This window comes from Bremerella sp. TYQ1 (assembly GCF_020150455.1).
GTDB lineage: Bacteria > Planctomycetota > Planctomycetia > Pirellulales > Pirellulaceae > Bremerella > Bremerella volcania_A.
Genome location: NZ_CP083740.1, coordinates 1,601,036 through 1,626,051, shown reverse-complemented (window position 1 = coordinate 1,626,051; position 25,016 = coordinate 1,601,036). Strand labels below are relative to the sequence as shown.

General features: G+C 56.1%; 19 protein-coding genes. 8 read left to right on the top strand and 11 right to left on the bottom strand.

Annotated elements, in window-relative coordinates; translation table 11 throughout:
* Positions 1-102: 102 nt before the first annotated feature.
* Both LA756_RS06030 and LA756_RS06025 read left to right on the top strand, forming a co-directional pair.
* Positions 103-1,377: a Gfo/Idh/MocA family protein gene (locus LA756_RS06030; protein WP_224438974.1), complete on the top strand. Its 1,275-nt coding sequence runs from the start codon at positions 103-105 to the stop codon at positions 1,375-1,377.
* 112 nt (positions 1,378-1,489) lie between these two features.
* A complete protein-coding gene (locus LA756_RS06025) occupies positions 1,490-2,161 on the top strand; it encodes an SGNH/GDSL hydrolase family protein (protein ID WP_224438973.1) in 672 nt (223 codons plus the stop codon).
* Positions 2,162-2,251: 90 nt separating this feature from the next.
* On the opposite strand, the gene rpsU is transcribed toward LA756_RS06025, so the two are convergent.
* Both rpsU and LA756_RS06015 read right to left on the bottom strand, forming a co-directional pair.
* Positions 2,252-2,449 (bottom strand): 30S ribosomal protein S21, encoded by a 198-nt coding sequence (rpsU, locus tag LA756_RS06020; RefSeq protein ID WP_105336245.1) that lies wholly within the window; start codon positions 2,447-2,449, stop codon positions 2,252-2,254.
* Between the two features lie 263 nt (positions 2,450-2,712).
* Positions 2,713-4,200: a deoxyribodipyrimidine photolyase gene (locus tag LA756_RS06015; RefSeq protein WP_315858343.1), complete on the bottom strand. Its 1,488-nt coding sequence runs from the start codon at positions 4,198-4,200 to the stop codon at positions 2,713-2,715.
* A gap of 408 nt (positions 4,201-4,608) precedes the next feature.
* Between LA756_RS06015 and LA756_RS06010 the strand changes: the two genes are divergently transcribed.
* Positions 4,609-5,778 (top strand): hypothetical protein, encoded by a 1,170-nt coding sequence (locus tag LA756_RS06010; RefSeq protein ID WP_224438972.1) that lies wholly within the window; start codon positions 4,609-4,611, stop codon positions 5,776-5,778.
* 400 nt (positions 5,779-6,178) lie between these two features.
* Here LA756_RS06010 and LA756_RS06005 read toward each other — a convergent pair whose 3' ends face one another.
* The 3 genes from LA756_RS06005 to LA756_RS05995 all read right to left on the bottom strand — a co-directional run bounded on the left by LA756_RS06005 (position 6,179) and on the right by LA756_RS05995 (position 9,605).
* Positions 6,179-7,537, bottom strand: a complete 1,359-nt coding sequence (locus LA756_RS06005; RefSeq protein ID WP_224438971.1) for a TIGR01777 family oxidoreductase — start codon at positions 7,535-7,537, stop codon at positions 6,179-6,181.
* 264 nt (positions 7,538-7,801) lie between these two features.
* Positions 7,802-8,815 carry an isocitrate/isopropylmalate dehydrogenase family protein gene (locus tag LA756_RS06000; protein ID WP_224438970.1) on the bottom strand — a complete coding sequence of 338 codons (1,014 nt, stop codon included), beginning with the start codon at positions 8,813-8,815 and terminating at the stop codon, positions 7,802-7,804.
* Positions 8,816-9,110: 295 nt separating this feature from the next.
* A complete protein-coding gene (locus tag LA756_RS05995) occupies positions 9,111-9,605 on the bottom strand; it encodes a histidine phosphatase family protein (RefSeq protein ID WP_224438969.1) in 495 nt (164 codons plus the stop codon).
* A gap of 161 nt (positions 9,606-9,766) precedes the next feature.
* Here LA756_RS05995 and LA756_RS05990 point away from each other — a divergent pair, with 161 nt between their 5' ends.
* A complete protein-coding gene (locus tag LA756_RS05990) occupies positions 9,767-11,443 on the top strand; it encodes a Ppx/GppA phosphatase family protein (protein WP_224438968.1) in 1,677 nt (558 codons plus the stop codon).
* A 4-nt stretch (positions 11,444-11,447) separates the two neighbouring features.
* On the top strand, positions 11,448-12,386 hold the full coding sequence (locus LA756_RS05985) for a CHAD domain-containing protein (protein WP_224438967.1): 939 nt from the start codon (positions 11,448-11,450) through the stop codon (positions 12,384-12,386).
* Here LA756_RS05985 and LA756_RS05980 read toward each other — a convergent pair.
* A complete protein-coding gene (locus LA756_RS05980) occupies positions 12,350-12,949 on the bottom strand; it encodes a hydrolase (protein ID WP_224438966.1) in 600 nt (199 codons plus the stop codon). The genes LA756_RS05985 and LA756_RS05980 overlap by 37 nt on opposite strands.
* A 320-nt stretch (positions 12,950-13,269) precedes the next feature.
* On the opposite strand from LA756_RS05980, the gene hslV reads away from it, so the two are divergent.
* A complete protein-coding gene (hslV, locus tag LA756_RS05975; protein ID WP_224438965.1) occupies positions 13,270-13,809 on the top strand; it encodes an ATP-dependent protease subunit HslV in 540 nt (179 codons plus the stop codon).
* Entirely contained in the window at positions 13,809-15,152 is a 1,344-nt protein-coding gene (gene hslU / locus LA756_RS05970; protein WP_224438964.1) for an ATP-dependent protease ATPase subunit HslU, read from the top strand. The genes hslV and hslU overlap by 1 nt, the downstream gene beginning before the upstream one ends.
* A 133-nt stretch (positions 15,153-15,285) precedes the next feature.
* Here hslU and tsaE read toward each other — a convergent pair whose 3' ends face one another.
* The 5 genes from tsaE to LA756_RS05945 form a co-directional block, all read right to left on the bottom strand.
* Positions 15,286-15,756, bottom strand: coding sequence for a tRNA (adenosine(37)-N6)-threonylcarbamoyltransferase complex ATPase subunit type 1 TsaE (tsaE, locus tag LA756_RS05965; RefSeq protein ID WP_224438963.1), 471 nt, complete (start codon positions 15,754-15,756; stop codon positions 15,286-15,288).
* 13 nt (positions 15,757-15,769) lie between these two features.
* Positions 15,770-16,687, bottom strand: a complete 918-nt coding sequence (locus LA756_RS05960; protein WP_224438962.1) for a thiamine-monophosphate kinase — start codon at positions 16,685-16,687, stop codon at positions 15,770-15,772.
* A 150-nt stretch (positions 16,688-16,837) separates the two neighbouring features.
* The gene (locus LA756_RS05955) at positions 16,838-18,205 is read right to left on the bottom strand and encodes a S1C family serine protease (RefSeq protein WP_224438961.1); all 1,368 of its coding nucleotides are present in this window, start codon (positions 18,203-18,205) and stop codon (positions 16,838-16,840) included.
* A 488-nt stretch (positions 18,206-18,693) separates the two neighbouring features.
* Positions 18,694-19,287 carry a hypothetical protein gene (locus tag LA756_RS05950; RefSeq protein WP_224438960.1) on the bottom strand — a complete coding sequence of 198 codons (594 nt, stop codon included), beginning with the start codon at positions 19,285-19,287 and terminating at the stop codon, positions 18,694-18,696.
* Positions 19,288-19,487: 200 nt separating this feature from the next.
* Positions 19,488-20,261 carry a 3-ketoacyl-ACP reductase gene (locus LA756_RS05945; RefSeq protein ID WP_224438959.1) on the bottom strand — a complete coding sequence of 258 codons (774 nt, stop codon included), beginning with the start codon at positions 20,259-20,261 and terminating at the stop codon, positions 19,488-19,490.
* Between the two features lie 1,135 nt (positions 20,262-21,396).
* On the opposite strand from LA756_RS05945, the gene LA756_RS05940 reads away from it, so the two are divergent.
* Positions 21,397-24,963 carry an aryl-sulfate sulfotransferase gene (locus LA756_RS05940; protein WP_224438958.1) on the top strand — a complete coding sequence of 1,189 codons (3,567 nt, stop codon included), beginning with the start codon at positions 21,397-21,399 and terminating at the stop codon, positions 24,961-24,963.
* Positions 24,964-25,016 lie beyond the last annotated feature (53 nt).

Genomic DNA, 25,016 nt, shown 5'->3' with positions numbered 1-25,016 from the left:
GCAACGGATTTCATCTATCATAAGATGCTTACCTTGTCTGCTAAGAAACACGCATAAGATCGATAGATTCCCAGCCCTCGCTTAATCAGGAAGAGGTAGTTCATGAGTTCACGCAATCGCGTTTCGCGACGTTCGTTTTTGAAGGCATCCACCGCTGCGGCCGGTTTGGCAGCCGCTCCTCTGTTCATTCCTTCGTCAGCATTTGGCGCCAACGATCGAATTCTGACAGGGCACATCGGTGTCGGTGGAATGGGCCGTGGCAACCTCGGCAAGTTTCTCGACAACGCCGTAGCCGTTTGTGACGTCGACTCAAAGCACGCGGCCAACGCGGCGAAGATCGTGCTTGATAAGAAGGGACGCGAAGTTGCCGTCTTCGAAGACTATCGCAAGTTGCTCGATCGCAAAGATATCGACGCGGTTGTCGTGAGTACCCCAGACCACTGGCATGCAATCACGACCATTCATGCTTGTGAAGCGGGTAAGGACGTTTACTGCGAAAAGCCGCTTTCGTTGACGATCAACGAAGGCCGCAAGATGGTGGAAGCGGCTCGGGACAATAAGCGAATCGTGCAAACGGGTTCGATGCAGCGTTCTTCGTCGAACTTCCGTCGCGCATGCGAATTGGTTCGCAATGGCTACATCGGCAAAGTTCACACGGTGCATGTCGGTCTCGCGAATGCCAACGACCCCGGCAAGCTTCCGCCAGATAGCAAAGCCCCGGAAAACCTGAACTACGACTTCTGGCTCGGCCCAGCACCTGTTCGTCCTTACAACGAGAAGCGAGTTCATTACAACTTCCGCTTCTGGTGGGATTATTCAGGCGGTCAGATGACCAACTGGGGTGCTCACCATATCGACATTGCTCATTGGGGCCTCGGCAAAGATGATAGCGGTCCGATCTCGGTCCATGCCGAACAAGTCAAGTATCACCCGGAAGGTGCCCACGAAGTGCCGGAAGCTTGTCGCATTACGTACGACTACGGCGACGGTGTGAAGATGATCGTTGGCCAAGGCCAGAAAGACATCAAGATGGGAACTCGTTTCATCGGCGACAAGGGCGAGATCTACGTGAATCGTGGTGTCTTCCAGCCTTCGTCGGATGAGATTGGTGCGATCAAGTTGAAGGATTCCGATATCCATTTGATCGACAGCAGCAACCATCACAAGAACTTCCTGTCTTGCATGGAAACTCGTGAACTGCCGATCTGTGACGTCGAAATTGGTCACCGCACCGCGACGGCTTGCCACCTTGGCAACATCTCTTGCCGCTTGGAACGCAAGATCGAATGGGACCCTGTTGCCGAGAAAATCAACGGCGACGACGAAGCGGCCGAATTGACGCACCGTGCTCATCGAGCCCCATACGTGCTTGGCTAAGCCGCACGAAAAACATCACCTAGGAAAGACGGGCTCGATTCGATCCCGTCTTTCTTTTTAGGTATAATCACGTTCCTGCTAACTGATATCCTGCCCCTAGGAAATGCCCACCATGAAACACTCTGTACTAAGTTTGCTCCTGATAGTCGCGTTTGCTTCGATGTCGTTTGCTGCGGAAAACGAAGTGCCCAAGAGCATTGCTCGGTGGCAAAAAGATATGGACAAGTTCGCCGCTGCGGACGAGAAGAAGCCTGTCAAACCAGGCGGCGTCGTCTTCGTCGGAAGCAGCAGCATTCGGATGTGGGACCTGCCGAAGTTCTATCCTGATATGAACGCGGTGAATCGAGGCTTTGGTGGTTCGCGTCTGGAGGATTCGGTTTACTACGCTGACAAAATCATACTGCCATACAAGCCGAAGACCGTGGTCGTTTACGCTGGTGACAACGATATTGCTGCCGATTACACGCCGGAGCAAATCTTGGAGGACTTTCAAGAGTTCGTTAAGACGATCCGTGCCGAGCTTCCCAAAACGAAGATCTTGTACATCGCAGTAAAGCCCAGTATCAAACGCTGGAGCATGATTAAAGAGGTTCGCGAGACGAATAAGCTAATCGCTGCGGAATGTGAAAAGACGAAGAACTGCGAGTTCATCGACATCGATACGCCGATGCTCGGCGAAGATGGCAAGCCACGTCCAGAGTTGTTCTTGAAGGACGGCTTGCACATGACCGACGAAGGCTATGCCGTTTGGGTAGAGGCCCTTCAGCCTCACTTGCAGGATTAGTCGCGGGTAGATCGAGAGCGACAAGAAACAAAAAACGCCTTGCTGGTTAGCAAGGCGTTTTTCTTATGCACAGAAGCTTTAGGCAGGCGACTAGTCCTGAACCAAGAGGCGTTCTTTCATCGCGCGACGTTCAGCACGCAGGCGGGCTCGACGCTTCAGGTCGCTCGGCTTTTCGTAATACTTGCGACGACGCATCTCTTTCTTGAGACCGCTACGCATGACCAACTTACCAAACCGACGAACTGCTTCTTGAATCGATTCCCTGTCGCGAACGAGTACCTTAACCATTGGTTACCTAAAGATTTCCTTTTGATTTCTGTGACCCGGCAAGCAGCCCGAGCTGCCGGAAAAAATTCGGATTATGGGGAACGCCTTCCGATACCGGTGGCGCTGACCTCAAAGGCAAACAAGTAATATACCGCCGGAGCAAGCGGTGCATCTAGTCCATTTAGGAAAAATCGCCCCGCAACAACCCGATTCTTGGGGAAACTTTGGTCAAAATGGGCGAATTGCGGCGAATGCGGCCCGGTTTTACCAATTCCAGCGGTGCCTCAGCCGTCGTTTGCTTCGGCCGCGTAACGCTTTAGGTAGCCCTTCAGGTTCAGCTTTCGCAGGGCGCTGTCGCTTGTCATGTAGCGGATTTTACCAAAGATCTCACGCTCAGGTCCCCATGCGCGATCGTACCGACCGAAGCACCAGAAGATCCCGCTGTAGCTGTTTGGGTTACGACCATCGAGGGCGTACTTGTTGTTCAAATGGATTAAAATCTTCGACGCATACTCCGGCGTGTTGGTCCAGTGCAGGACCTTTTTGCCCCACAGCATCCGCAGGTAATTGTGGATCCGACCTTCGCGGACGAGTTGTCGCTGGGCGGCGTTCCACAGCTCGTCATGCGTCTCGGCGTTCTCGAACTGCTCCATCGTGTAGACATGCTCGCGATTATCGTCCTTGTGCTCTCCCAGCGTTTCCTGGGCCCAGTCAGGAAGCGAACTGAACTTGTCGTAGTCGTCGCGAAGGTGGCACATGTTGTAGCCGAGCTCGCGCCACGTGACGATCTCGTCCAGGAATGCTTCTGCTCCGGCTGACATGTTCCACCAGCCTTCGCGGCTGCCGGTCACTTTCTGGCTTAGCTTCGATGGTTCCCAGTCCTCTTGCCTGGTCAACTCGTGGAAGACCTCGTGGACCGACAGATGACCGAAATGCAAATAGGGCGAAAGCTGACTCACGCATTCGCTTTCGACATCGTTCCGCTGCTCGGCATAGCGCGGCAAACCTTCCTTCAAAAACCATTTCAGCTGCTTCCGCGCGGCGACGCTACCACCCTTGGTATCGACCGCATAAACGTCATGATCGATCGGTAATTCCCCGATGAAATCGCCAGGGGCCTCGAGCGTGTTTTGCTCGATCGCAGGCCACTTTTTCTGGATGTCAGAAATCAATTTCGAGTCGCCGGCAGGGAACGACTTTTTGGCCAAAGGGTTCTTGTTCGGAACTACTTCCAAGTGGGGTGAAAGCTCTTTCTGCAGGAAGCGGCGAAGGCTGTACGCTCGGGGAAAATCGCGATCAGCGGCTCGCAGCGGAAGCAATCCGTTGGAGTCGATCGACTCAAGCTTCACGTCCAGCTTCTTGCCGACGGCGGCAACCATGCGGGGTAAAAAGAAGCAAGGAAAGTCGTCCGTCACGACAACGCACGCATCGCCAGCGAGTGCTTTTAGCAGCCCTTTGGCGGCGTCTTTCTTGGGCTCGACGTAGGGATAGTAAACGACGGGAGCATCCGACAACGCGGCCAGATTGTCGTGCATGCCTTGAAGGACAAAGGTGTGCAAGCGGTCACTGGCCCACTCGTAGCCGACACGAAGGGCCTCGAATACAACCAGCGGTTTGCCAAGCTGGTCGGCCCACCAGGCGGCACGCTGGAACGAGAAGTTCCATTCGGTGCGGCGATTGGCGATCATCCAGTAAAGCACGTACTTGCCGTCGTCGTTCACCTCGGCTTCGTTGACGGCGTGAATGCGAAGGTTCCAAAGGTCGCTCGACAAGGGTTCGCCTTTCCGAAATAGGGGCGCTTGCAACGAATAGTGTTCAAGCGAACGTTGAGATTCTTGAGATGGGGAAAACTTTTTCAGGGTGCGAAAACGTTGAGTTCTGTTGCGCCGAAAACAGGTAAACTTCGCGACGATATCGACAATAAGTAGCGCAAAAATGTTGAACAGTGTGCGCAGATTCCGTTACAATTCAAAATCGCCCTCGGCAATGGCAACAAAACTCAGTCGCTACTGAGATCAGGCGTGTCATCGACACACAGCCAACGGCAACCGAAATCGCCGGTGCCTGTTAACTACTCTTTTACCAAAATAATCCTGGAACCCTGTACAGCTAATTGGTAATTTGCCTAACCATCTGATCAGCGGATCATTGGCATCAATCATCGACACAGGGGGTGGGCAATGTGGTTGTTCCTGCAAATCGTCGCCGGCGTTTTCGTGGCATTCATGCTGACGATCTTCTGCGCCTACCTATTTATCCGCTGGAAGCTGCGAGGGCTGGCTAAGTCATTGATGGAAGCAATTTCGGCCGGGCTGCATGGCGGCGTGCCACCCTTCCGCGTGAAGCTGATGAAGCGGAGCGACATGGACGGCGATCCGGACGCGGCGGATGAGGTCGATTGGATATCAGACGATGAAAGGCCTGCCTTCGAGCAGCTCACACAAGAGCTTCAGGCAGTGGGCTTTCGGATGGTAGAAGACTACTATATTCCCGAATTGGCAACGGCGATGCGGGTGCTTCGGGACGACGATCAAGTCACGCGAGGGATCGTCTATTTCCATCCGATCATTGGCGTCTGGTGTGAAGTAGGACGGAAGTACGAAGACGATACCGGGTGGAGTTACAGCCGCGTCCGTGCGCCGGGTATGGATACGCCGCCGTTTACGGTGCAAAAGTACTTTCCTGATCTGACCGTCGAAGAGTTGGTTTCCAAGTTTCGCGAAGAAGCACCTCGGGAAGGTGCCGTGGTGATCCATGAAGAGAATTTCCCAGCCATCTTCGAGAAGGCATATGCCAAAGAAATGGATTGGCATGCCGAGCGTGGCGGGCTGTCGGTGAAGGAAATTCGCCGCATCGCTGAGATCAACGAAGATGACTGTACCGAGGAGGGGATTCGCCAGGTTCAGCTGCAGTGGCGAACCGCCATCACGCAGTTTTACTCCGAGCGAGCATTGAAGCGTTACCGCAAACAGGCCGAGCTTAACTCGTTTCAGTGGGAACATCTGCAAGGGTATGGTGTCGTCATTCACGAACGGATGGGGGCGGAAGAGTTGCTGCAGATTTACGACGAAGAGTACTACCCCGACGTGTTGGGTGATCCGACCGACGACGAAGAAGCGAAGGAAATCCGGGCCCAGCGAAGCGAATGGAATCAGCGAATTTCCGATCTGGAAGATGCCCTGACGCGAGGGAAGCCGCAGCAAGTATTCCGCGACATGGTGCAGTTGGGCAACGGGTCGACTGGGCAAATCTGGGAGTTTCAAACGTCCGTTGCCGAACCGGTCGAAGCGGACATCTGGACGCGTACCTATCGCGATGAAGAGGAGGCGTGGGACGATGAGGATTCCTAGGCGTTTCGGGTAGAGTGTTGATGGTTTCTTACGGGTGATGCGTTTACCAGGGGATCTCTTGTCGGCTGCGTCTCCCCATAGGATGAGCCGATCCGAACCGTGGGTGGTCCCGGTTTTCAAACCGGGATGGCCGCAGGCCACAAGAAGCCATTGAATGCGGATCGATTTCATGTGGAAGCATGGCCGATGGGGGCAGGCTTCTTGCAATGGCGTCTTATCGGCTATGCCGATACCGATTTGAAAATCGGTACTACTCAAAAGGTACCTACCAAGAGGTTTTGTGGCGGTTTGGGTGGGTGTTTAAAGACATGCCCACGCGGACGAGGGCATGGCACCAGGATGTGAGTTGTGGTCTGCGGGGGCGCGTGTAAACTAGCGAATATAAACAGTCGCGTGTCGATTATTGTCGGCCGAGCAGTCTTCGCAGGCAGCGTTCCAGGTGGGGGTCGCGGAATGGGTACTTCGTGTCCTCCAAAACCTTTGGCTCCATGCGGCAGCTGGAAAGGAGCATTTCGTCCGCCATTTCTCCCAGGGCCATTTTGGCGGCGAACGTCGGGACCGGAATCACCGTTGGCCGCGAAAGGACTTTGCCGAGTGTTTCAGTGAACTCGGCGTTGGTGGCTGGCTTGGGGGTCGATAGATTGACGGGGCCTTGGATCTGATCGTTCATGACCACGTGATGCAGTGCTCCAACGACATCATCGAGCGAGATCCAACTCCACCACTGCTTGCCGGAACCAATTTTCCCGCCAACACCGAACTTGAACGGCGTGAGCATCTGGGCGAGTGCCCCGCCTTTGGGACTGAGGACTATCCCGAGCCGGGCATGGGCTACGCGAATACCAGCATCGCGGGCCGGCTGGGCAGCCGCTTCCCACTCGCGGCAAACATCGGCCAGAAAGCCTTTGCCGGGGGGCGAAGCTTCCGTCAAAATCTCGTCGCCGCGATCGCCATAGAAACCCATCGCCGAAGCACACACGAGCACTTTGGGCGGGTTCTTTAGTTTCGCGAGCGACTCGCTCAGCAGCTTGGTGCCGTCGACGCGGGATCGACGGATCGCTTCCTTCTTCTTTTCCGTCCAGCGTCCGACGATACTTTCGCCGGCCAGATGGATGACGGCGTCGAGCCCTTCGAGTGCATCGAGGTCGATCTCGTTATTTTTAATATCCCACTGAATCGTGTTTTCGCCTGGCGAGCGGGAAATGGAAAGAACGTGGTGGCCGCCGGTTGTCAGGAAAGGAGCAAGCTGCGAACCGACCAGGCCGCTGGCCCCAGAGATGGCTATCTTCATGGTGGATCGTTCCTGGTAACGGGCATGGGCAATGAGGTCGTGCGTTGTGGTATCGTGCCGATAGCGGAACATCTGCAGCAGCATCTTCTCGACGTGCGATCGCCCGAAGCGAGCCCCCAGGCTGCCGCCGGGGATGCGGTAGTCTACTTCGTCTTCCAGCACGCAGTGACCGTCGTCGCTGGTGCTGAATCGGTGCGTGTGCTCCCAACGTGCAAAGGGACCGGAGACCTGACGATCTTGAAAAAAGTCGTTCGGCTGCAGCGCGGTATGCTCGGCGACCCAGCGGATCGGGAAACCGCCAACGTGCATCTTGAGCACGACCTGACTGCCAGGCTCGATCGAATTGCTTCGCTTCTCGATCTGGACATCTTCCCATGGGGGAATCAACCGATCGAGTGCCCCTGGCTGTTCGTGCCAGTGGAACGCGGTAGCGACGGAAACGGGAAGTTTGCTGCGAAATGTAAACATGGCCTTTCCTCCGGGAAGAGACGATCTCCATCGGACTGACCGCTTCGGGGAGGGTTCGATAACAGTTCCCCGATTTTACTGCAAATCGCACGCCGAGATGGCGTTTACCGCACAAGCAACAGTTGTTTAGACGACGTTGAGAATATTGGTGAAGGAAGCACCGCGCGGGTGATCTCGGTTTGCAAACCCTGACCACCCTACGACGGAACTTTGTTCAGCAAGAGCATGCCCACGTGGGCGTTAGCATGGCACCGATCGATTGGCTTATACGGCAACGGTGTCGAGCTTGGCGATGATGGCTTCGCCGAACTGGGTTGTCGTGGCGGTTCCCTTGAGGTCGCCGGTGAGGGATTTGCCTTCTTCCAGAACGGCAAACAGCGACGCTTCGATCTTCTTGGCCGCGTCGGTTTCGTTCATGTGCTTGAGCATCATCGTGGCGCTTAGCAACAGAGCGGTCGGGTTGGCGAGGTTCTTGCCGGCGATGTCTGGGGCGGTTCCGTGAACGGCTTCGAAGACAGCCGCATCGGTGCCGAGGTTACCACTTGGGGTCACGCCGAGGCCACCGACCAAACCGCTGGCCAAGTCCGACAAGATATCGCCAAAGAGGTTTTCCATCACCAAGACATCGAACTGGTGCGGATTCATAACCATCTTCATGGCAGCCGCGTCGACGATGCAGTCGTCGTACTCGATGTCGGGGTAATCTTTGGCGACTTTGTTGCACGTGTCGAGGAACAATCCATCGCTGAGCTTCAGAATGTTCGCTTTGTGGATGCAAGTGACCCGTTTGCGGCCGAGGCTGCGAGCCGTTTCAAAAGCGAACGTGGCAATGCGGCGGGAACCTTCCTCGGTGATGACGCGGAGGCTTTCGACAACGCCGGGAACGACGGTGTGTTCCAGACCACTGTAAAGGCCTTCCGTGTTCTCGCGAACGACGATCAAGTCGACATCTTGAAACGGAGCAGGAACCCCTTTCAGTGTCTTCGCGGGACGATAGTTGGCGTACAACTGCAGTTCTTTTCGCAGCGAAACGTTCACGCTGCGGAAGCCGGTTCCGCTGGCGGTTGCCAAGGGGCCTTTCAGCGCGACTTTGGTTTGGCGAATGTTATCGAGCGTTTCTTGCGGGAGCGGATTGCCATTCTTTTCGAAGGAGCTGAGCCCGGCCTGGCAAGGAATCCAGTCGATCTTCACGCCTGCGGCGGCGATAATCTCTTGCACGACCGCGGTAATTTCTGGGCCGATGCCATCGCCGGAAAGGATACAGACTTGATGCGACATGAAAACGCTCCTCGTGGATTCAGCAATACGTCATTAGGGTGGTCGGTGCGGAAGCGCCGCGGCCACCAAGCGGGTTCTAACCGCTAATTTAGGCATTGCCTGATGCGTGTCGAGTCGCGGCACAGCGGCCGTCGGCGACGTGGGAGGGGCGTGTATGGCCAATGGAGCGGGAACGCTCCGCAAGGGCAACGCTTGGGGTAAAGCGAATGCCCTTCCTACGCTGGGAAGAATTCCGCTGCCGCGAGAAAATTCTTTGTGGTTCCCCGCGGTTGCCACTTCTGAGGGTGGCATAATGTCAGTCGTCTAGCTCTTTGGGGCGTAAAACCTCGACGAATCGGAATTGCGTGAAGTCGGCAAACGCCGAATTCCAGTCGTCGACAGCAATCTCGAATAACGCGGCGTTGGCGGTTGTCATACGCACGTTTTGATTCGACAATTGACTTACCGCTAATTCCCACCCTGGGTTGTGCCCGATGATTAATGAGGTACCACAATCTGAGGGGAGCGTTTCCGCGGCCGCTTGGATATCGGCAGGCGATCCGTGGTACAACGATTTCGACGAAACCACTTGTTGGACGTCAGGAAAATGGTTTGCCATCAATTCCCAAGTCTGAGTGGTTCTCAAGGCGGCCGAGTGGACGACCACATCGGGGCACCAGCCTCGGCTTGACAGTTCCGCGGCCATTCGAGGCGCGTCTCGGATGCCGCGACGATTCAAAGGGCGATCAAAATCGGCAACATCATCTTCCCAAGAACTCTTGGCGTGCCGCATCAGGATCATTCGTTTCATGCGTGGTTTCTTTCAGCCAGACCGTGGCAGGAAGTTCGACGTGTGAGCGTGGCCTTCGCCGGCCGCTGCCCAGCCGTGCGAAGGTGGTTTCCTATTGTGCCGATTGTTGCCGCTGTGTGGTATGCAGCTAGCCGAACTTTTGACGTGAGGAAAGCAAAAGTATGAGTCAGCAGTCTTCGGAAATTCGACTCACCGGACTGAATTTTGAAAACGACGGCAAAAGTTCTCCGCAGGAAAACAGCACGCCGACCACCAACGGCGACGAAGCAGTTCGCTGTGCGGCGATCGATATCGGCTCGAACAGCATGCGTTTGGTCGTCTCCCAGGTTCTCTCTGGTTTCGACTACCGCGTGCTCGACGAAGAACGCGAGTCGACTCGCTTGGCTCACAGTTTATCAGTGAACGGTAATCTCGATCCGCAAGCGATTGAAGACTCGCTCGCGGCACTGCGGCGTTTCAAAAAGATCGCTGAAGGCTTCGGCGTGTACGACATTCGGACGATTGCCACATGCGCGGTACGCGAAGCGGGCAACGGAGCCGAGTTCTGCCGGCGTGCCCAGGAAGAAGCGGGGATCGAGATCGAAGTGATCTCGGCCGACATGGAAGGGCAGCTCGCGTTTCGTAGCGTGGCCCAGGCCTTCGACGTTCGTGACATGAACGTCGCGATTGCCGACATCGGCGGCGGCAGTACCGAGATTGTCTTTGCCTGCGGCGGCCACATTGAAGAGATCTTCCCGACCAAGCTGGGCTGCGTCCGTGTGACCGAGCAGTTTGGCATCAACGACGAGCTGTTCACCACGCCCGACAGTTTGAAGCGGCTGATCGCGGGTATCGATAAAGAACTGAAGCCGCTGATCAAAAAGCGTCCGTTCGTGCCACAAGTGCTCTTCGGCACCGGCGGCACATTTACCACGCTGGCCAGCATTCTAATGATGCAGCGGGGCGAAGTGGGCCAGATGGAATGGGGATACCGCATTCATCGCGCCGACGTCAGCCACACGCTCGACCTGCTTAGCAAGATGACGCTCAAACAGCGGAAGTCGCTGCCTGGGTTAAGCACCGATCGGGCCGACATTATCGTGGCCGGTATCGCGATCATCGACCGCCTGATGCACCGCATGGATGTCAACACGCTGCGGATCCATGACCGTGGTATCCGTGACGGCTTGATGCTGACGATGATCGAAGATCTGCAGCCTGGCTCCGACAATAAGGAAGCGGAAGACCAGCGACGGCAGGAGGCGATGGATACGTTTGCGCGGAGCTGCGGTGTCGACATGATTCATACGCAGCATGTCGCCAATTTGGCCGTCAGCTTATTTCAGCAGATGACGCCCATGTTTGACCTGCGAGAATCAGACCACGAAACGATCTACGCGGCGGCCATGCTGCAAGATGTGGGCTATCTGATCAATTACGAAAAGCACCACAAGCATAGTTACAGCTTGATTTTAAACAGCCAGTTGCCAGGCTTCTCGCGGCATGCTTTAGAGATTGTGGCCAACGTCGCGCGGTATCATCGTGGCGCAAATCCGAAGAAAAAGCATGGAAACTTCACTCGTTTGAGCGAGAATGATCAGTTGCGGGTCAAGCAAATGGCCGCCATCTTGCGTGTTGCGGGGGCTCTGGACCGGAGCCATCGCCAGCAGGTTTCCAAAGTGGAAGTGACTCGGCAGCCAGATCATGTTTATGTGACGGTGGAAGCGACCGGCGATCCGGAAGTCGATTTGTGGGCTGCCCGATCCCGGACCGAATTGTTTTGCAAAGCGTTCGATACCGACATCCGGTTTGGACTCCGCCGCCCTGCCCCGGACGGCGTCTCTCCTCCTTCGAGTTAGCATCATGGCGAAGAACAAAAAGTGGCTCGGCGATGTCGAGCCGGGGCATTCCATTTCAGACGTTGCCAAAGAAGCCATCGCGACACGTTCCAGCCGCATGCTGGAGTACCTTCCGCTGGCCGCTAAGCAGTGGAAGGAAGATACCGAATACGTCCATCAGCTGCGTACCTGGTCGCGCCGGACGCAAGCCGCTTTGCAGTTGTTCGCCACGCTGTTGCCCTTGAAGCGTTCGACCGCGGTCCGCAAAGCAACGCAGAAACTGCGAAAAGCAGGCGGAAGTGCCCGCGACTTAGATGTCTTCATGAAGCGGATTCGCAAAGCGAAGTTCACCATTGGTGACGACGATAAAGCGGAAGTGCTCACGTTCCTGAAATCGCTACGCAAGAAGGCTCAGCCACAGTTGGTCAAAGCGTGGCAGTGGGCCAAGTCGGAAGATCTGCAGTCCCGTTTTCAAGGGATCATCAAACGAACTCGCTGGCGGGAAGTCTCGGAAGAAGAATCGCTCGAACAAATGGCCCCGACGCTGCTGGAACCGCTGGTGGTACGGTTCTTCCATTTCTCGCAGCAGCTAAGCCAATCGCCCGAGGCGCTACATCAAATGCGAATCGAGGCGAAGAAAACGCGGTATGCGATGGAATTAGTCGAAAGCGGTTTCCCCGACAGCTTTCGCGACGAGTTGTACCCCGCGTTTGAAGAAGTGCAGTCGAAGCTGGGGGTGATCAACGACCATCATACGGTGGTCGAAAAAATCCGAGGCTGGGAAGCGGAATCGACCGCCAAAAAGTTTCCTGGCTTTCTCAAGCAGCTAAGCGGTCACGAGCAAGTTCAGTTCGACGAGAAAGCGGAAGCGTTTCGCATCTGGTGGACCGATCAGCGTTCGCAGGAATTGAAGGAGCACTTCGATCACTACTTGGGTGGATTAGGGCTTTCCCCTTCCGTGTAAGGGGGCGATTCTCGCACGAGTTGGCTGATCTGTTTGAACTGCGGTGTGCCTGCGACGCGGCACCATTCAAACAATGCGGCTTCCGTGGTGGTAAGCGTAACGCCGCTCGATTCCATTCTTCGCAGTGCGAACTTGCGATCGGCAGCAAACCGCGATCCGATAGCGTCAACCGCCAGGTAAACTTCGTAGCCGAGCGAAAGCAAGTCGAGCGCTGTTTGCTGCACGCAGACGTGAGCTTCGATCCCTGCAATCAAGACTTTCGGCCGGCCCAGTTCGGCCAGCTTTTTGGAAACGGCATCGTAGCTGCTGAAGTGCAGTTTGTCGGGCATCTCGCCCAGCTTGGCCGCCAACGGCTCGATCGTCGGGCCGAGGCCCTGGCGATATTGCTCGGTTCCGAGAAATGGCAGACCGACGATCTCGGCCCCATCTAAAAGCCGCCGCGTATTCCAAGCCACTTTGTCGCCAAAGCGAATCCACGGAAGTAACTTGGCCTGCATATCAATGACTAGCAAAACCGTATTGTCAGGCGTCATCAAAAGCGGATTAGCAAGCGGCTGAGACATGGGCAATTATGGGAACAAAATATGCGGGGTAATGGGAATTCAATGTAGGTAGGTCGCCGCCAACTTCCAGCGAAAGCCTCTCGCGTCCGGTCCCCTCGCCCCTTTGGGGAGAGGGTTAGGGTGAGGGGGCGAACCGGGTACACGCTTCACCAACCCTCACCCTAGCCCTCTCCCTTGGGAAGGGAGAGGGGACCGGACAGGATGGATGCTAAGAGGCGGGAGGGGTGGCAACTCCTAGCCGTAGGAGCGATTTTGCGACACAATACACGCCTACGACATTCAGCCTAGCAATCGACAAGGAAGCTCGCGAGGACTCCTGCATGAGAATTCGCTCGACAACCATTCTGGCCGTGCGACATAACGGCGAAGTCGCCATTGGCGGCGATGGCCAAGTTACCATGAACACCAGCGTGATGAAATCGGATGCGTCCAAGATCCGTCCGCTGTTGGGAGGCAAAGTGTGGTGTGGGTTTGCCGGATCGACGGCCGACGCATTCGCTTTGTTGGAACGTTTTGAATCGATGTTGAAAGACTATCCCGGCAACGTTCCCAAAGCAGCCACCGAACTGGCCAAGCAGTGGCGAACCGACCGCGCGATGCGTCGCTTGGAAGCGTTGATGGTGGTCGTCGACGCCCAGCAAACGCTGCTGCTTTCCGGTACTGGGGACGTGATTCAGCCGACCGATGGTGTGCTGGGGATTGGCTCCGGCGGCAATTTCGCGACCGCCGCGGCCAAGGCTTTGGTCAAGCATAGCGATCTGTCGGCCGAAGAGATCGTTCGCGAAAGTTTGAAGATCGCCGCCGACATCGACATTTACACCAACGACAACATCAAGATTCACCGCGTGGAGATGGACTAATGCCGCAAGCACATCAAGACCTGACGCCGCGTGAGATTGTGAAAATGCTCGACGCCGATATCGTCGGGCAGAACGAAGCGAAGCGGGCCGTAGCGATTGCCGTGCGAAACCGTTGGCGTCGCAAGCATCTGCCGCAAGAGCTGCAGCAGGAAGTCTCGCCGAAGAACATCCTGATGATTGGCCCGACCGGCGTCGGTAAGACCGAGATTGCTCGTCGTTTGGCCAAGCTGACGGGGGCTCCGTTCATTAAAGTGGAAGCGACCAAGTTCACCGAGGTGGGCTATTACGGCCGCGACGTCGAGAGCATGGTCCGCGAACTAGTCGACAATGCGATCGGCATCGTTCGCGAAACCGAAAAGGAAGCGGTTCAGGAAGAAGCGAAAAAGCGCGCCGAGAAACGCCTGCTCGATCAGTTGATCTCGCCCCGTCCTCCGCATACGGCCACCGAACCGGAAGAGCAGGAAAAGCATGAACGCTCGCGGCAGCGGATGAAAGAGATGCTGGAAGCGGGCAAGCTGGAAGACCGAACGGTCGAGCTGACGGTCGAACAAAAAGGAACGCCGGTCATGATCGGCGGGATGGGCATGGAGCAGATGGACATGGATCTGCAAGGAATGCTCGAAAAGATCATGCCCAAAAACAGCACGCGTCGCGAACTGACGGTGGCGGAAGCTCGGAAAGTTCTTGTCGAGCAAGAAACCGAGGCCCTGCTGGACAAAGAGCGGATCTACGAAGCGGCGATCGAATTGGCCGAAAACCTGGGCATGATCTTCCTGGACGAGATCGACAAGATTGTCGCCGGCGAAGGCAAAGGAGGCACCGACGTGTCTCGCCAAGGGGTACAGCGCGACTTGCTGCCGATCGTCGAAGGAACGACCGTGCAGACGAAGTATGGCTACGTGAATACCGACCACGTGATGTTCGTCGCCGCAGGGGCATTTCATAAAGTGAGCCCCAGCGATTTAATGCCGGAACTGCAAGGACGTTTTCCGATTCGCGTAGAACTTTCGGACCTGACGAAGGAAGACTTCGTACGAATCTTAACCGAGCCGAAATCGTCTCTCACCCGGCAATATGTCGAGCTGATGAAGACGGAAGAAGTCGCCGTCCGCTTTACCGAAGATGCGCTCGAAGAGATCGCTTCGTACGCGTTTCAGATCAATCAAACGACGCAAAACATCGGTGCTCGGCGGTTGTACACGATCATGGAACGTCTGCTGGAAGAATTGAGCTTTGAGGCGCCCGAGATGAAGTACGGCACCGTCGAAGTCAACGCCGCCTACGTCAAACAACGACTGGACGACGTCAGCAAAGACGAAGACTTAAGCCGCTTCATTTTGTAAGACCGGCCGTAGGGCCCGCGTGCCGCGGGTCAGGAGTCAGCCAGAGCCAGTGTCACCCGGTTCGAGGCGATGCTCTCGTGTAGCGATCGTCGAACCGCGACACGCGGGCCCTACGAAGGGGTGCCGTGGTTCTCTACAGCGCGTCTTTGACCTGGAGCGGTACGTTTTCCAGGTCGGTACCGACGGACGAGATCGTGAACTGGCGGCACGTTTCGCCGAGGACTTCGATGTCGATTCGAAGGTAATCGTGCGGCAGGCAGTTTTCGACCCGGTCGGCCCATTCCAGCAGCGTGATGCCATCGGAATCGAAGTACTCTTCCGGGCCAAGCTCGAGGAATTCGTCGTCATCTTTGATGCGATAGACGTCGAAGTGATAGAGCGTCTTGCCGCCGAAGTATCGCTGCATGATGACAAACGTCGGGCTGATGACATCTTCCGCGGGAATACCGAGCGCGTCGGCCATCGCTTTGACCAGGCGCGTCTTGCCGGCCCCCAGCGTGCCGTTCAGGGCCACCACAGTGCCAGGCGGAATGGCGTCGGCCAGGATGGTGCCCAGCTTCTTGGTATCGTCTTCGGAAGTCGCTTCCCAGGTAATCGTGCTCATGATGGTCTGCTGGTTACTGATGTGAAAATCCTTCGGGGCGAAGCGGTTGCCGCTGACCTGACTCGTCGAGCATGGTCAGCTGCGGCTCGGCCCTTATGGTCCCTATTCTTGTCACCGGAACCGTTTCGGTCCATTGGGCTTCCAAACGATCTGCTTCCGCGGCGGGAACAGTGAACAAAAGCTCGAAGTCTTCGCCGTCGTTCAGGGCATGCCACCACGGCGGTTTGCCGGTGGTTTGGCTCATTCGCCGGGCATCGTCCGAAATCGGTAGCCAGCGAACATCGATTTCCGCCCCGGTCTGACTGCGCTCGCACAGCCGTGGCAGATCGATCGAGATCCCGTCGCTGATGTCCATCCCTGCGGTCAGTCCGCAAATCTCGCGGAGACGAATTGCTTCGCGGATGCGCGGTTGAAACGCGATGTGCTGCCCCAGGATGCTACCACCGAGCGTGCCGGTAACGAAGATCGCGTCGCCAGGCTGGGCTCCTTCGCGAAGCAGCGGGCGACCAAGCGGGCAGCGGCCGAGAACCGTGACGCTTACCGCTACTTTGCCAGGCCAACTGTTCGTGTCGCCGCCGATGATCGGGCAACCATATTGCTGGCCGAGCTGAGCGGCTCCCTCGTAGATGCCCTGGGCCAAAGGAAGTGAATCCTCACCCTTGGGCAGAAGCAGCGTTAGCAGAGCGCCTGTGGGCTCACAGGCCATCGCAGCGATATCGCTTAAGTTGATGGCCAACGCCTTTCGACCGATCTGCTGCGGGGTAACGTCGGCGAGGTGAAAGTCGGTTTCGTCCGAGATCAAATCGGTACAGACGACCAGCTTCTGATCTGCTGTCCATGACAGCACGGCCGCATCATCGCCGATTCCGATGCCATCGGTCGGGAGCGATTGCTTTTGCGAAGCGAGGTATTGCAGGAACGCTTGTTCCACGGGGCAGGACTTTCACAGGAAGTTAGGTTTCGACCTGTGAATTATAGAGAAGTTGCCGGAGGGCGAAGACCCCCGGCATGTTCTGCTGCGGACGTGAGCATGGCACCCAGGTGGTTTTCCCGGGGCTGAACGATTGGCAGCGAGCCAGTCTTATCGCTGCGTCAGTTGTTGGGTGGCGGCCAGGCTGATGTCGCCGTACAGAGTGTCACGTTCGCGAAGGATGTAGAAGCGAACGGCTCCGCGTTGCGTTACCGACTTGTTCTTCAGAATGTAGTCGAGGTTCTCGTACGAGATCGTTTCCCAGTCGTGCATGCCGACCAGGATGTCACCGACTTGAATGCCTTCGACCTCAGCAGGGCTGCCAGCACGCACGGCGGTCACTTGCAGGCCACCACGGTATCGGCTGGAAAGCTGAGCGAATTCCTGCTCAGGCATCGACTTCACTCGCACGCCCATTGCTCGCCAGGCAAGATCTGAAACGTTGGTCGCACCACTCAGACTCTTCGTGACGATGGCCAATTGTTTGCCAGCGTCCCCTGCTCGATCGACTTCCAAGGCGATCTCTTCGCCAAGCGTGCGATTGAGCAAAGCGAGTTCAACGTCGAGTTGGCGTTCGATCTTTTGCTCGCCGATTTTCGTGAGCGTGTCGCCGATTCGCAGGCCAGCCGCATCGGCGGGGCTATCCTTTTCGATGCCGGTGATCTTGAACGAAGCGGTGTCGCCGTCCCAGAGGGTCTTGCCACGGATGCCGTGGTACTGATCGCTCATGCGTTCGGTCGACATCATGCGGGAAGCGATTTCCATGACGGTATCGACAGGAATCGCAAAGCCAATGCCCTGGGCACCAACGCGAACGGCAACATTGATACCGATCATCTGGCCATCGATGTTCAGCAGTGGGCCGCCGGAGTTGCCGGGGTTGATGCTGGCATCGGTTTGAATCAGATCGTCGTACTTTTGATTCTCGGTGACTTGAACGCTGCGGTGCAAAGCACTGATGATGCCGCGAGTGACCGAGTTTTCGTATCCATAAGCGTTGCCGACGGCGATGACCGTTTCGCCTGGCATCAAGTCGCTCGACTTGCCAATGTTGACGACGGGCAGTTCGTCGGACGAATCGACTTTAATGACGGCCAAGTCGGTTGTCAGATCGTGTGCGATCAGGCGAGCAATCAACGTTTCGCCACTGTTGAACGTGACTTGAATGCGTCGGACGCCGTCGACCACGTGATGGTTGGTGACAATGAATCCGCGGCGGTCGATGATGACCCCGGTTCCCATGCCGTTCACCTGGCGGGGCGTATCGCCTCCAACGGCACTGACGGTCGAGACTGTCTTATGGCCATGGATGTTTACGATCGAAGCTTTCGCTGACTGCACCGCTTTCACGATGGGGGTCATGCGAAGCTCGGACCCGCGGGCCGAATTGCCGGAGATAACCGGTGAATAACACACCGCTGTCGCAAGCAATAGCCAGCAAAGACGAACGGCGAGGATATTCAAGGAGGGTGAACGCATAGATCTCTCGTCTTTCGGCAACCCGGAGCGTCGTCGATACCTGTTTTGATAGCACCGCAGCTCCGATCGTTGCTTGTGACTGGCGGAGAGATGGATCAGCGGGCCGAAAGGTGTCATCGGAACAGATGGCTCGGTCGCTTCATCCCTCCCGGGTTGGGCCGCAGAGTCAACCTAAATTGCCACCGAGAGGGTGCTTCATGCGCTAACTATGCGGTTTACGCGAAGATGCACAGCAAGCACGGCGTTGCTTGAATCAGCGTGTTCCGTTGAATGCAGGGCGAATGGGGAGTGTCGTTCGTGGTGGCCAGGGAAGATCGGCTTGAGAAACTGAGCGCGAGCATTGTCCCGTAGGCTGAAGACGATTGAGTTACGGGCAGGATCGAAGCGCCTGCTATCTGATTGGTCGACTCAGGGAGACGCTTGGAGAATGTGTTCGCCAAGTTTAAGCGTATCGTGCGGCGAGCTTGAGGAGCTGATTAGGCAGCAGCTTATTCGTGCTCGGTCGCTTTCCAGCCATTCGCGATGGGGCGAACGGGTCCGTTCAAAGAAATAGGGCTGGCGATCCGGAGTTCGTCTTCCAGCGGCATCGGCGCGTTGACTTCGTGGTCGTTCGACTCTGGAGTGATATCGGCCGGCGGCGGAACCGGCATCGGCTTGGCCATTTTGGTGGGCAGCGGACGCGGGACGTCGTCGTAAAAGATGACCGGAGCGGCGAACACAGGGCGTGTTGGCACCGGGTGAAACTTCGAGTGAGGCGGAATCACAGGGGCAACCGCAGGCTGATGCTTAGGGCGATGCAGCCAGCTCTTCAGCTTGTGATGGAAATTGAACGCGAACTGATGCTGCGGTTGGCAGTCGTCGGTCGTGCAGTCGGAAGCAATTGCCGGTTGTGGCAACGGCTGTGGGGCTACCGCTTGCGGCGGCGTCCATTCGACTTCGCTACTGCATGTGGCCGGTGCTGGGACAAGGGCAGGCGTCGGTTCGATGGGGAGCGGCTTGTCATCATAGCGAACCGAAACGCAGCCACTTTTCAGCAGAAGCGAAACCGTTAACAGTCCGACAGCTTTCCAATCCAACCGCATCGTGAGCCATCCCTGGGCACGAATCGAGTAAGGCACCATCCCCTGCCATGCAGAGGCACATTCTCATGTATCGGTGCCAGCGAGTGGAATCTTTTGCGTAACCGGCAAAGTTTGCCAGATGCTCGTTGGTTGGATGCTGAGCGAGCTGATGGCGGTAATACGTATCTGCTTTTCAGTAAGTGGCCGGCAGTGCTAGCGGCTTAGAGCCGACGAAGGTGAAAGCCGCCGTCGACGTTGATTCGCTGCCCTGTGCTGAAGGGGAAGTAATCGGCGCAGATCGCAGAGACCGCTTTGGCGACATCGTCTGGCTGTCCCCAGCGGTGGATCGGCGTGATCCCTTCTTCGATCAGCTTGTCGTACTTTTCGGTCACCGGACCGGTCATATCGGTGGCGATAATTCCAGGGCAGACCTCGAAGACCTGAATGTTTTCGGTACCGAGTCGATCAGCAAACAGCTGCGTCATCATCGCGAGACCTGCTTTGGCGATGCAGTAGTCGGCTCGATTGGGCGAGCTGGCATAGGCCGACAGCGAAGAAAGATTGATGATTTTCCCCGAAGGAATCGCCTCGGCTTCGATCTGCGAAAGCATCGCATTGGCGGCCGACTGGGAGAGGAAGAATGGCCCCTTCAAATTGGTATCGAGCACCAAGTCCCAGTTTTCGGAGGTCGCTTCCAAGAGATCGAGTCGGCCTGGCGAAGTGATCCCAGCGTTGTTGACCAGGACATCCAGGCGATGCCATTTGGCCAAGGTTGCTTCCAGCAGCTGCGTGCGGCCCTGTTCCGATCCAACGTTGGCCTGAACGGCGATTGCTTCGCCCCCCTGCTCTTCAATGCCGGCAACGACTTCGTTAGCCGCATCTGGGCTGGAGTTGTAATTCACGGTGACACAGTACCCGTCGGCGGCGAGTCGTTCGGCAATCGCACGACCAATTCCGCGGGAACTTCCAGTCACAATGGCAACAGGTTTCGACATGGGGCGAACTCTCAGAAGAAAACGAGATCAAAGCGTCGGTTCAAGCTAGAAGCCGCTGGGAAAGCTGTCAACGTGACCAGGGGCAACGTGATCTTTCGCTTTCGGCTTGCGCATAAAAAAAACGCGGCGAGGATTCATCGTAGAATCTCTCGCCGCGTTGGTGGAGGCGACCTCTGGAGCAAATGACCCAAGCTCCAGAGGTCTGACCGGAAGCCCTCTGTGAAGCACTTGCCAAGACGGCCGACCCAGTAGCCGTATGACCTTGACAAGTATGAGCTTCAGCCCAGGAGGGGGGCTGGCAGTTCCCGCAAACTACCGTCGTACAAAGGACTTCCGATGTCCGTTACCTGTGACCTCGTCACCGGTGTTCACCAGCGACGGGGGAGTAAATACGAAATCCCAAGATCCGTGTCACGACCGATTTGGGAAAAATTTTTCGGAAGCTAACCTTTGGCGAATTGGTCGAAGCAGGCCTGAATTGGGAAACGTATCGAATTGCCATGAGAAAGCCAGCGTCTGACGCATGCTGAGAATGGAATAAGCGCCGGAAGCTGCTTCGAGTTGAAACAAAGAAAAAACAGCCAACGCGTTATTACGGTGAAGAAGAGAATCGATGCTGCACCTGTGACCGAGTGCGTGACGAGTGCTGGTTCGCTTGTCGCGTCTTCTTCGATACTCGGAGAGGAATTGTGAAGCCGGCGCAAACCAACTTCTTACCGTTCGATTCGCTCGTCGATCGTTTGAGCACGACCCCGACTTTAACACTCCTCACTGCTAATCCAACGAAGACAATTTTTGAAAAAGCCTCTACCTTTGGCGCCCATCTTGCCCACCTTTACGTTGGTCTGTGAGGATTGGGAAGTTTTTTGTGAATCGGAAAAATAGATAGTTGAACGACGTTAGGGGATGCGATTTAATCGTGGCGACTTTGGAGGGCTTGGCCGGCGAATAGCCCGAACGAACCAGATCAGCCCACGAGATGGCTTCTACCGATTCCTGACGTCGCGATGCTGAGTGGAGGCGAAGCGCGTTGCTCGGATGGTTTCGAGTTGGCCGCCGCTATCTGGTTCAACCTACTTCCGTTGTAGAGCAGTTTCTCTTCCCGGACCGCTATGTACTAAGGAATGGCAACCAGATGGGTACCTCGCACGATCTTCGCTGTCGCACTTCCAACAAACGCCGCAAACGTCATCGCGTTAATCGCATCGAGCAGATGGAAGATCGCCGGTTGCTGGCGGTCAACACCGTAGGGCTTTTCGCCAATTCGCCGCAAGCCAACGACGGTTACACGCTGATTGCCCCGTCGACTTCTCGGATCACCTACTTGATCGATCAAGAGGGACACGAGGTCAACCGTTGGGTTAGCCAATACAATCCGATGGCTTCGTACCTGATCGGTTCCGAATTGGCCGCCTCCGACGAGACAGGCGTTTACGAGCCAGGCGATATGATCCGTGCGGCTCAAACGCCCAACGTTGCCGGCGAAATGACGGCTCCGGGGGCTTCCGGTCGACTGGAGCTGTTCAGCTGGTACGGCGATTTGAAGTGGCAGTTCGATTTGAACGAAGTCAACAATGGTCTGCCGAATCGCGATCTTCGATTGCATCACGATTTCGAGGTGATGCCGAACGGCAATATCCTGGCGATCGCCTGGCAGCGTGTTCGCTACGATGAAGCTGTCGCACAAGGACGGGATCCAAGCACGCTGCAAGCCAGCACGCGATACGAACTGTGGCCCGACGCGATCATCGAAATCGATCCAAGCATCAGCACTATGCAAAACGGTGTGCTGACCAGCTCGCGAGACGCCATTGTTTGGCAGTGGTCCTTGATTGATCATGTTGTGCAAGACAAGTATCCCAACCGTCAAAACTATGGCAGCGTTTCGGCCAATCCTCAGCGCGTCGACATCAACTACATTCCTGAAGTGTTCGGGGCCGGGTCTATCTTGGCTGACTGGACCCACTTCAATGGTCTCGACTACAACGCCGAACTCGATCAGATCGTCGTTTCTTCGCGTGAGTTCAGCGAATTCTGGGTAATCGATCACAGCACGACCACCGCGGAAGCAAGAACCGAATCTGGTGGACGCAGCGGCATGGGTGGCGGAATTCTTTATCGCTGGGGTAGCCCGCACGTTTACGATCGCGGTAGTCTCGCGGCTCAGCAGATGCGATATCAGCACGATGCAACTTGGATCGATCGCGACATCGACCCTGGGCAGAACTTCCTGGTCTTCGACAACGGTTGGGGACGACGTGGAAACGAAAACTGGTCGCAAGTGCTTGAAATTGATTCGCCTGACGATCAGCAGTTCTACTTCAACAACCGCAACGAAACGTCCGACGTAGACATGATCGTGTTCGGCACGCGAAAGTTAAACTACGTCGAAGACTTTGCGAATCTCGACAATCCTTGGTCGGCGTCTTGGCTTCCAGTGACTGGCAATTGGGATGGTGTTGGCGGCGATTCGGCTGGGATGTACGATCCCGAAAACAACGTGGTTTTACTGACCAATCTGACTGCGTCCGCTACCGTTTGGACCGACCTGCAAACGTTTAGTGGCCCTGACGGTGCTGGAGCCGGCTGGAAGCCGATCAGTGGCGACTGGAACAACGATGGTGCCGATACCGTCGGCTTCTACAATCCTGCCACGAACACGTTCTATTTGCATGCCGGCGGCAGCAACTGGACCACGTTCGTCGGCCCTGGCAACGGCGGTGTCGGTTGGTTGCCGATTGCAGGCAATTGGGATGGTGCCGGAGGCGATAGCGTTGCCCTTTATCATCAGCCCAGTGGGCAGTGGTCGTATACCAACAACAATGCCACGTTCATTGCTCAAGCCGCTCATGGCCCTGTCGGAAACGATTGGCGTCCGATCGCAGGCGACTGGAACAACAACGGGTTCGATACCTTCGGCGTTTACAATCCCAATGCCGACTATTGGTACCTCAATAACCGCTTCGATGGTTCAACGACTGCCCAGTTTAGTTTTCGTGTGCCTGTGAATGTGCCGTACGACTGGATCCCGATGGCGGGCGACTGGAATAACGACGGCTTCGACACCGTCGGGTTGTACGATCCACATTTCTACACGTTGGTTCCCAACTATGCCTATGCACCCTATGCGGCGGAATGGACATACTCGGCACCAGTGAAGTCGAACTTCTTTGCCCGGATTATTTCTGGGGCTCAGCGACTGCCTAACGGCAACACACTGATCAATGAAGGAACCGAAGGACGTTTCTTTGAGGTCACCCCGCAAGGCAACATCGTCTGGGAATATCGCAATCCACTTTCCTTGCAATACGATGGACCTCCAGGTGCATTGGATTACAACGAAGCGATTCCTCCGGTCAACATCCAGGGCATCGATGGCGTGCAGGGGAATTTGACGTTCCGTATTTATCGTTACCAGAAAGACTACACGCCGCAGTTCATGAATGGCGATCTGGATACGACGATATCGGTCGAAAAACTGCCTGACGTGACCTACTACGACACGCAAGGCTTGTACGATCCGGTCACCAACAATTGGTTCCTCAGCAACCGCTCGGACGGAACCATTGCCGATATGATCACGTTCAACGCCAATCAAAACGATCCATCCTACTTTCTGCCGCTGGCCGGCGACTGGGACGGAGACGGCAAGGACTCGGTTGGCGTGTTCGATCCTGTCTTGGGCGAAGCCTACATCAGCAATCAGCTTGATGGCTCGATTACCGGATATCAAACGATTCGTATCCCACGCAACCTGCTGGGCTGGAAGCCGGTTGTAGGCGACTGGGACAACGACGGCATTGATGAACTAGGTTTGTACGACCCTGTCAGCAATGACTGGCGATTGAATACCGAGCTGACGCTTGCGGCGGCGGCTCATCCTTCCGGAACGCCTGGCCCGGTGTTTGATTGGAGTGGTGATATCTTTATCGATCGCCCCGGAGGCTTGCCAACCACATGGCTGCCGATCGCTGGCAACTGGGACGGGCTCGGCGGAGATACGTTTGGCTTGTACGACCCCGCGACGAACAACTGGTATCTCAATAACCAGCTCAACGGAGGCTGGTCGACGGCGATCGATTCAAGCACCGGCGCACCGTATGGTGTGATCGTCGACCTGCCGAATCCATTGCCTTCGACTTGGATTCCTTACGCCGGAGACTGGAACGGCAACGGCCAAGATACGATCGGCTTGTACGATCCAAGTAACGGCACGTGGTATATGAACAACAAGATCGATGGAAGCATTTCCAATTTAATCGTTGTTCCACCACGCAATGATCCGCCGAATTGGATTCCCGTGATCGGCGACTGGGACGGAACAGGCGCAACGATGGCCGTACAAAGCCAGTCGCTGTTGATCGGAGGCGAGCCTACCGTTCAGTTGGAAGGAGAGGAAGTCGTTGTGGCTGAAACTGCCAGCACGCCGGGGCTGATTTTGGAAGGTGAGCCATTTGTGTTGCCGCTTTCCGAATCGAATTCCAGCGCGACAAACCATGTCGAGATTCAGGAAGCTTCCTCGTTCTGTGGACTGGCGGAATCAAGCGAATCGTTCACGCCGCTGGATGAAAGCTTGTCGCAGATCGATTACTGGATGCCCTCCCCAGCCGATTACTTCGTTGGACCAGACGAGGACACCTCTGAGGAAACATTTGCGGACGAAGAGCTGATCACGGATATTGCCGTTGCCTGGCGAGACTAAGCGTCGCGTTCGGTTTGATGCCAATAAAAAAGAGTCCCGCGGGTTGTCGTGGG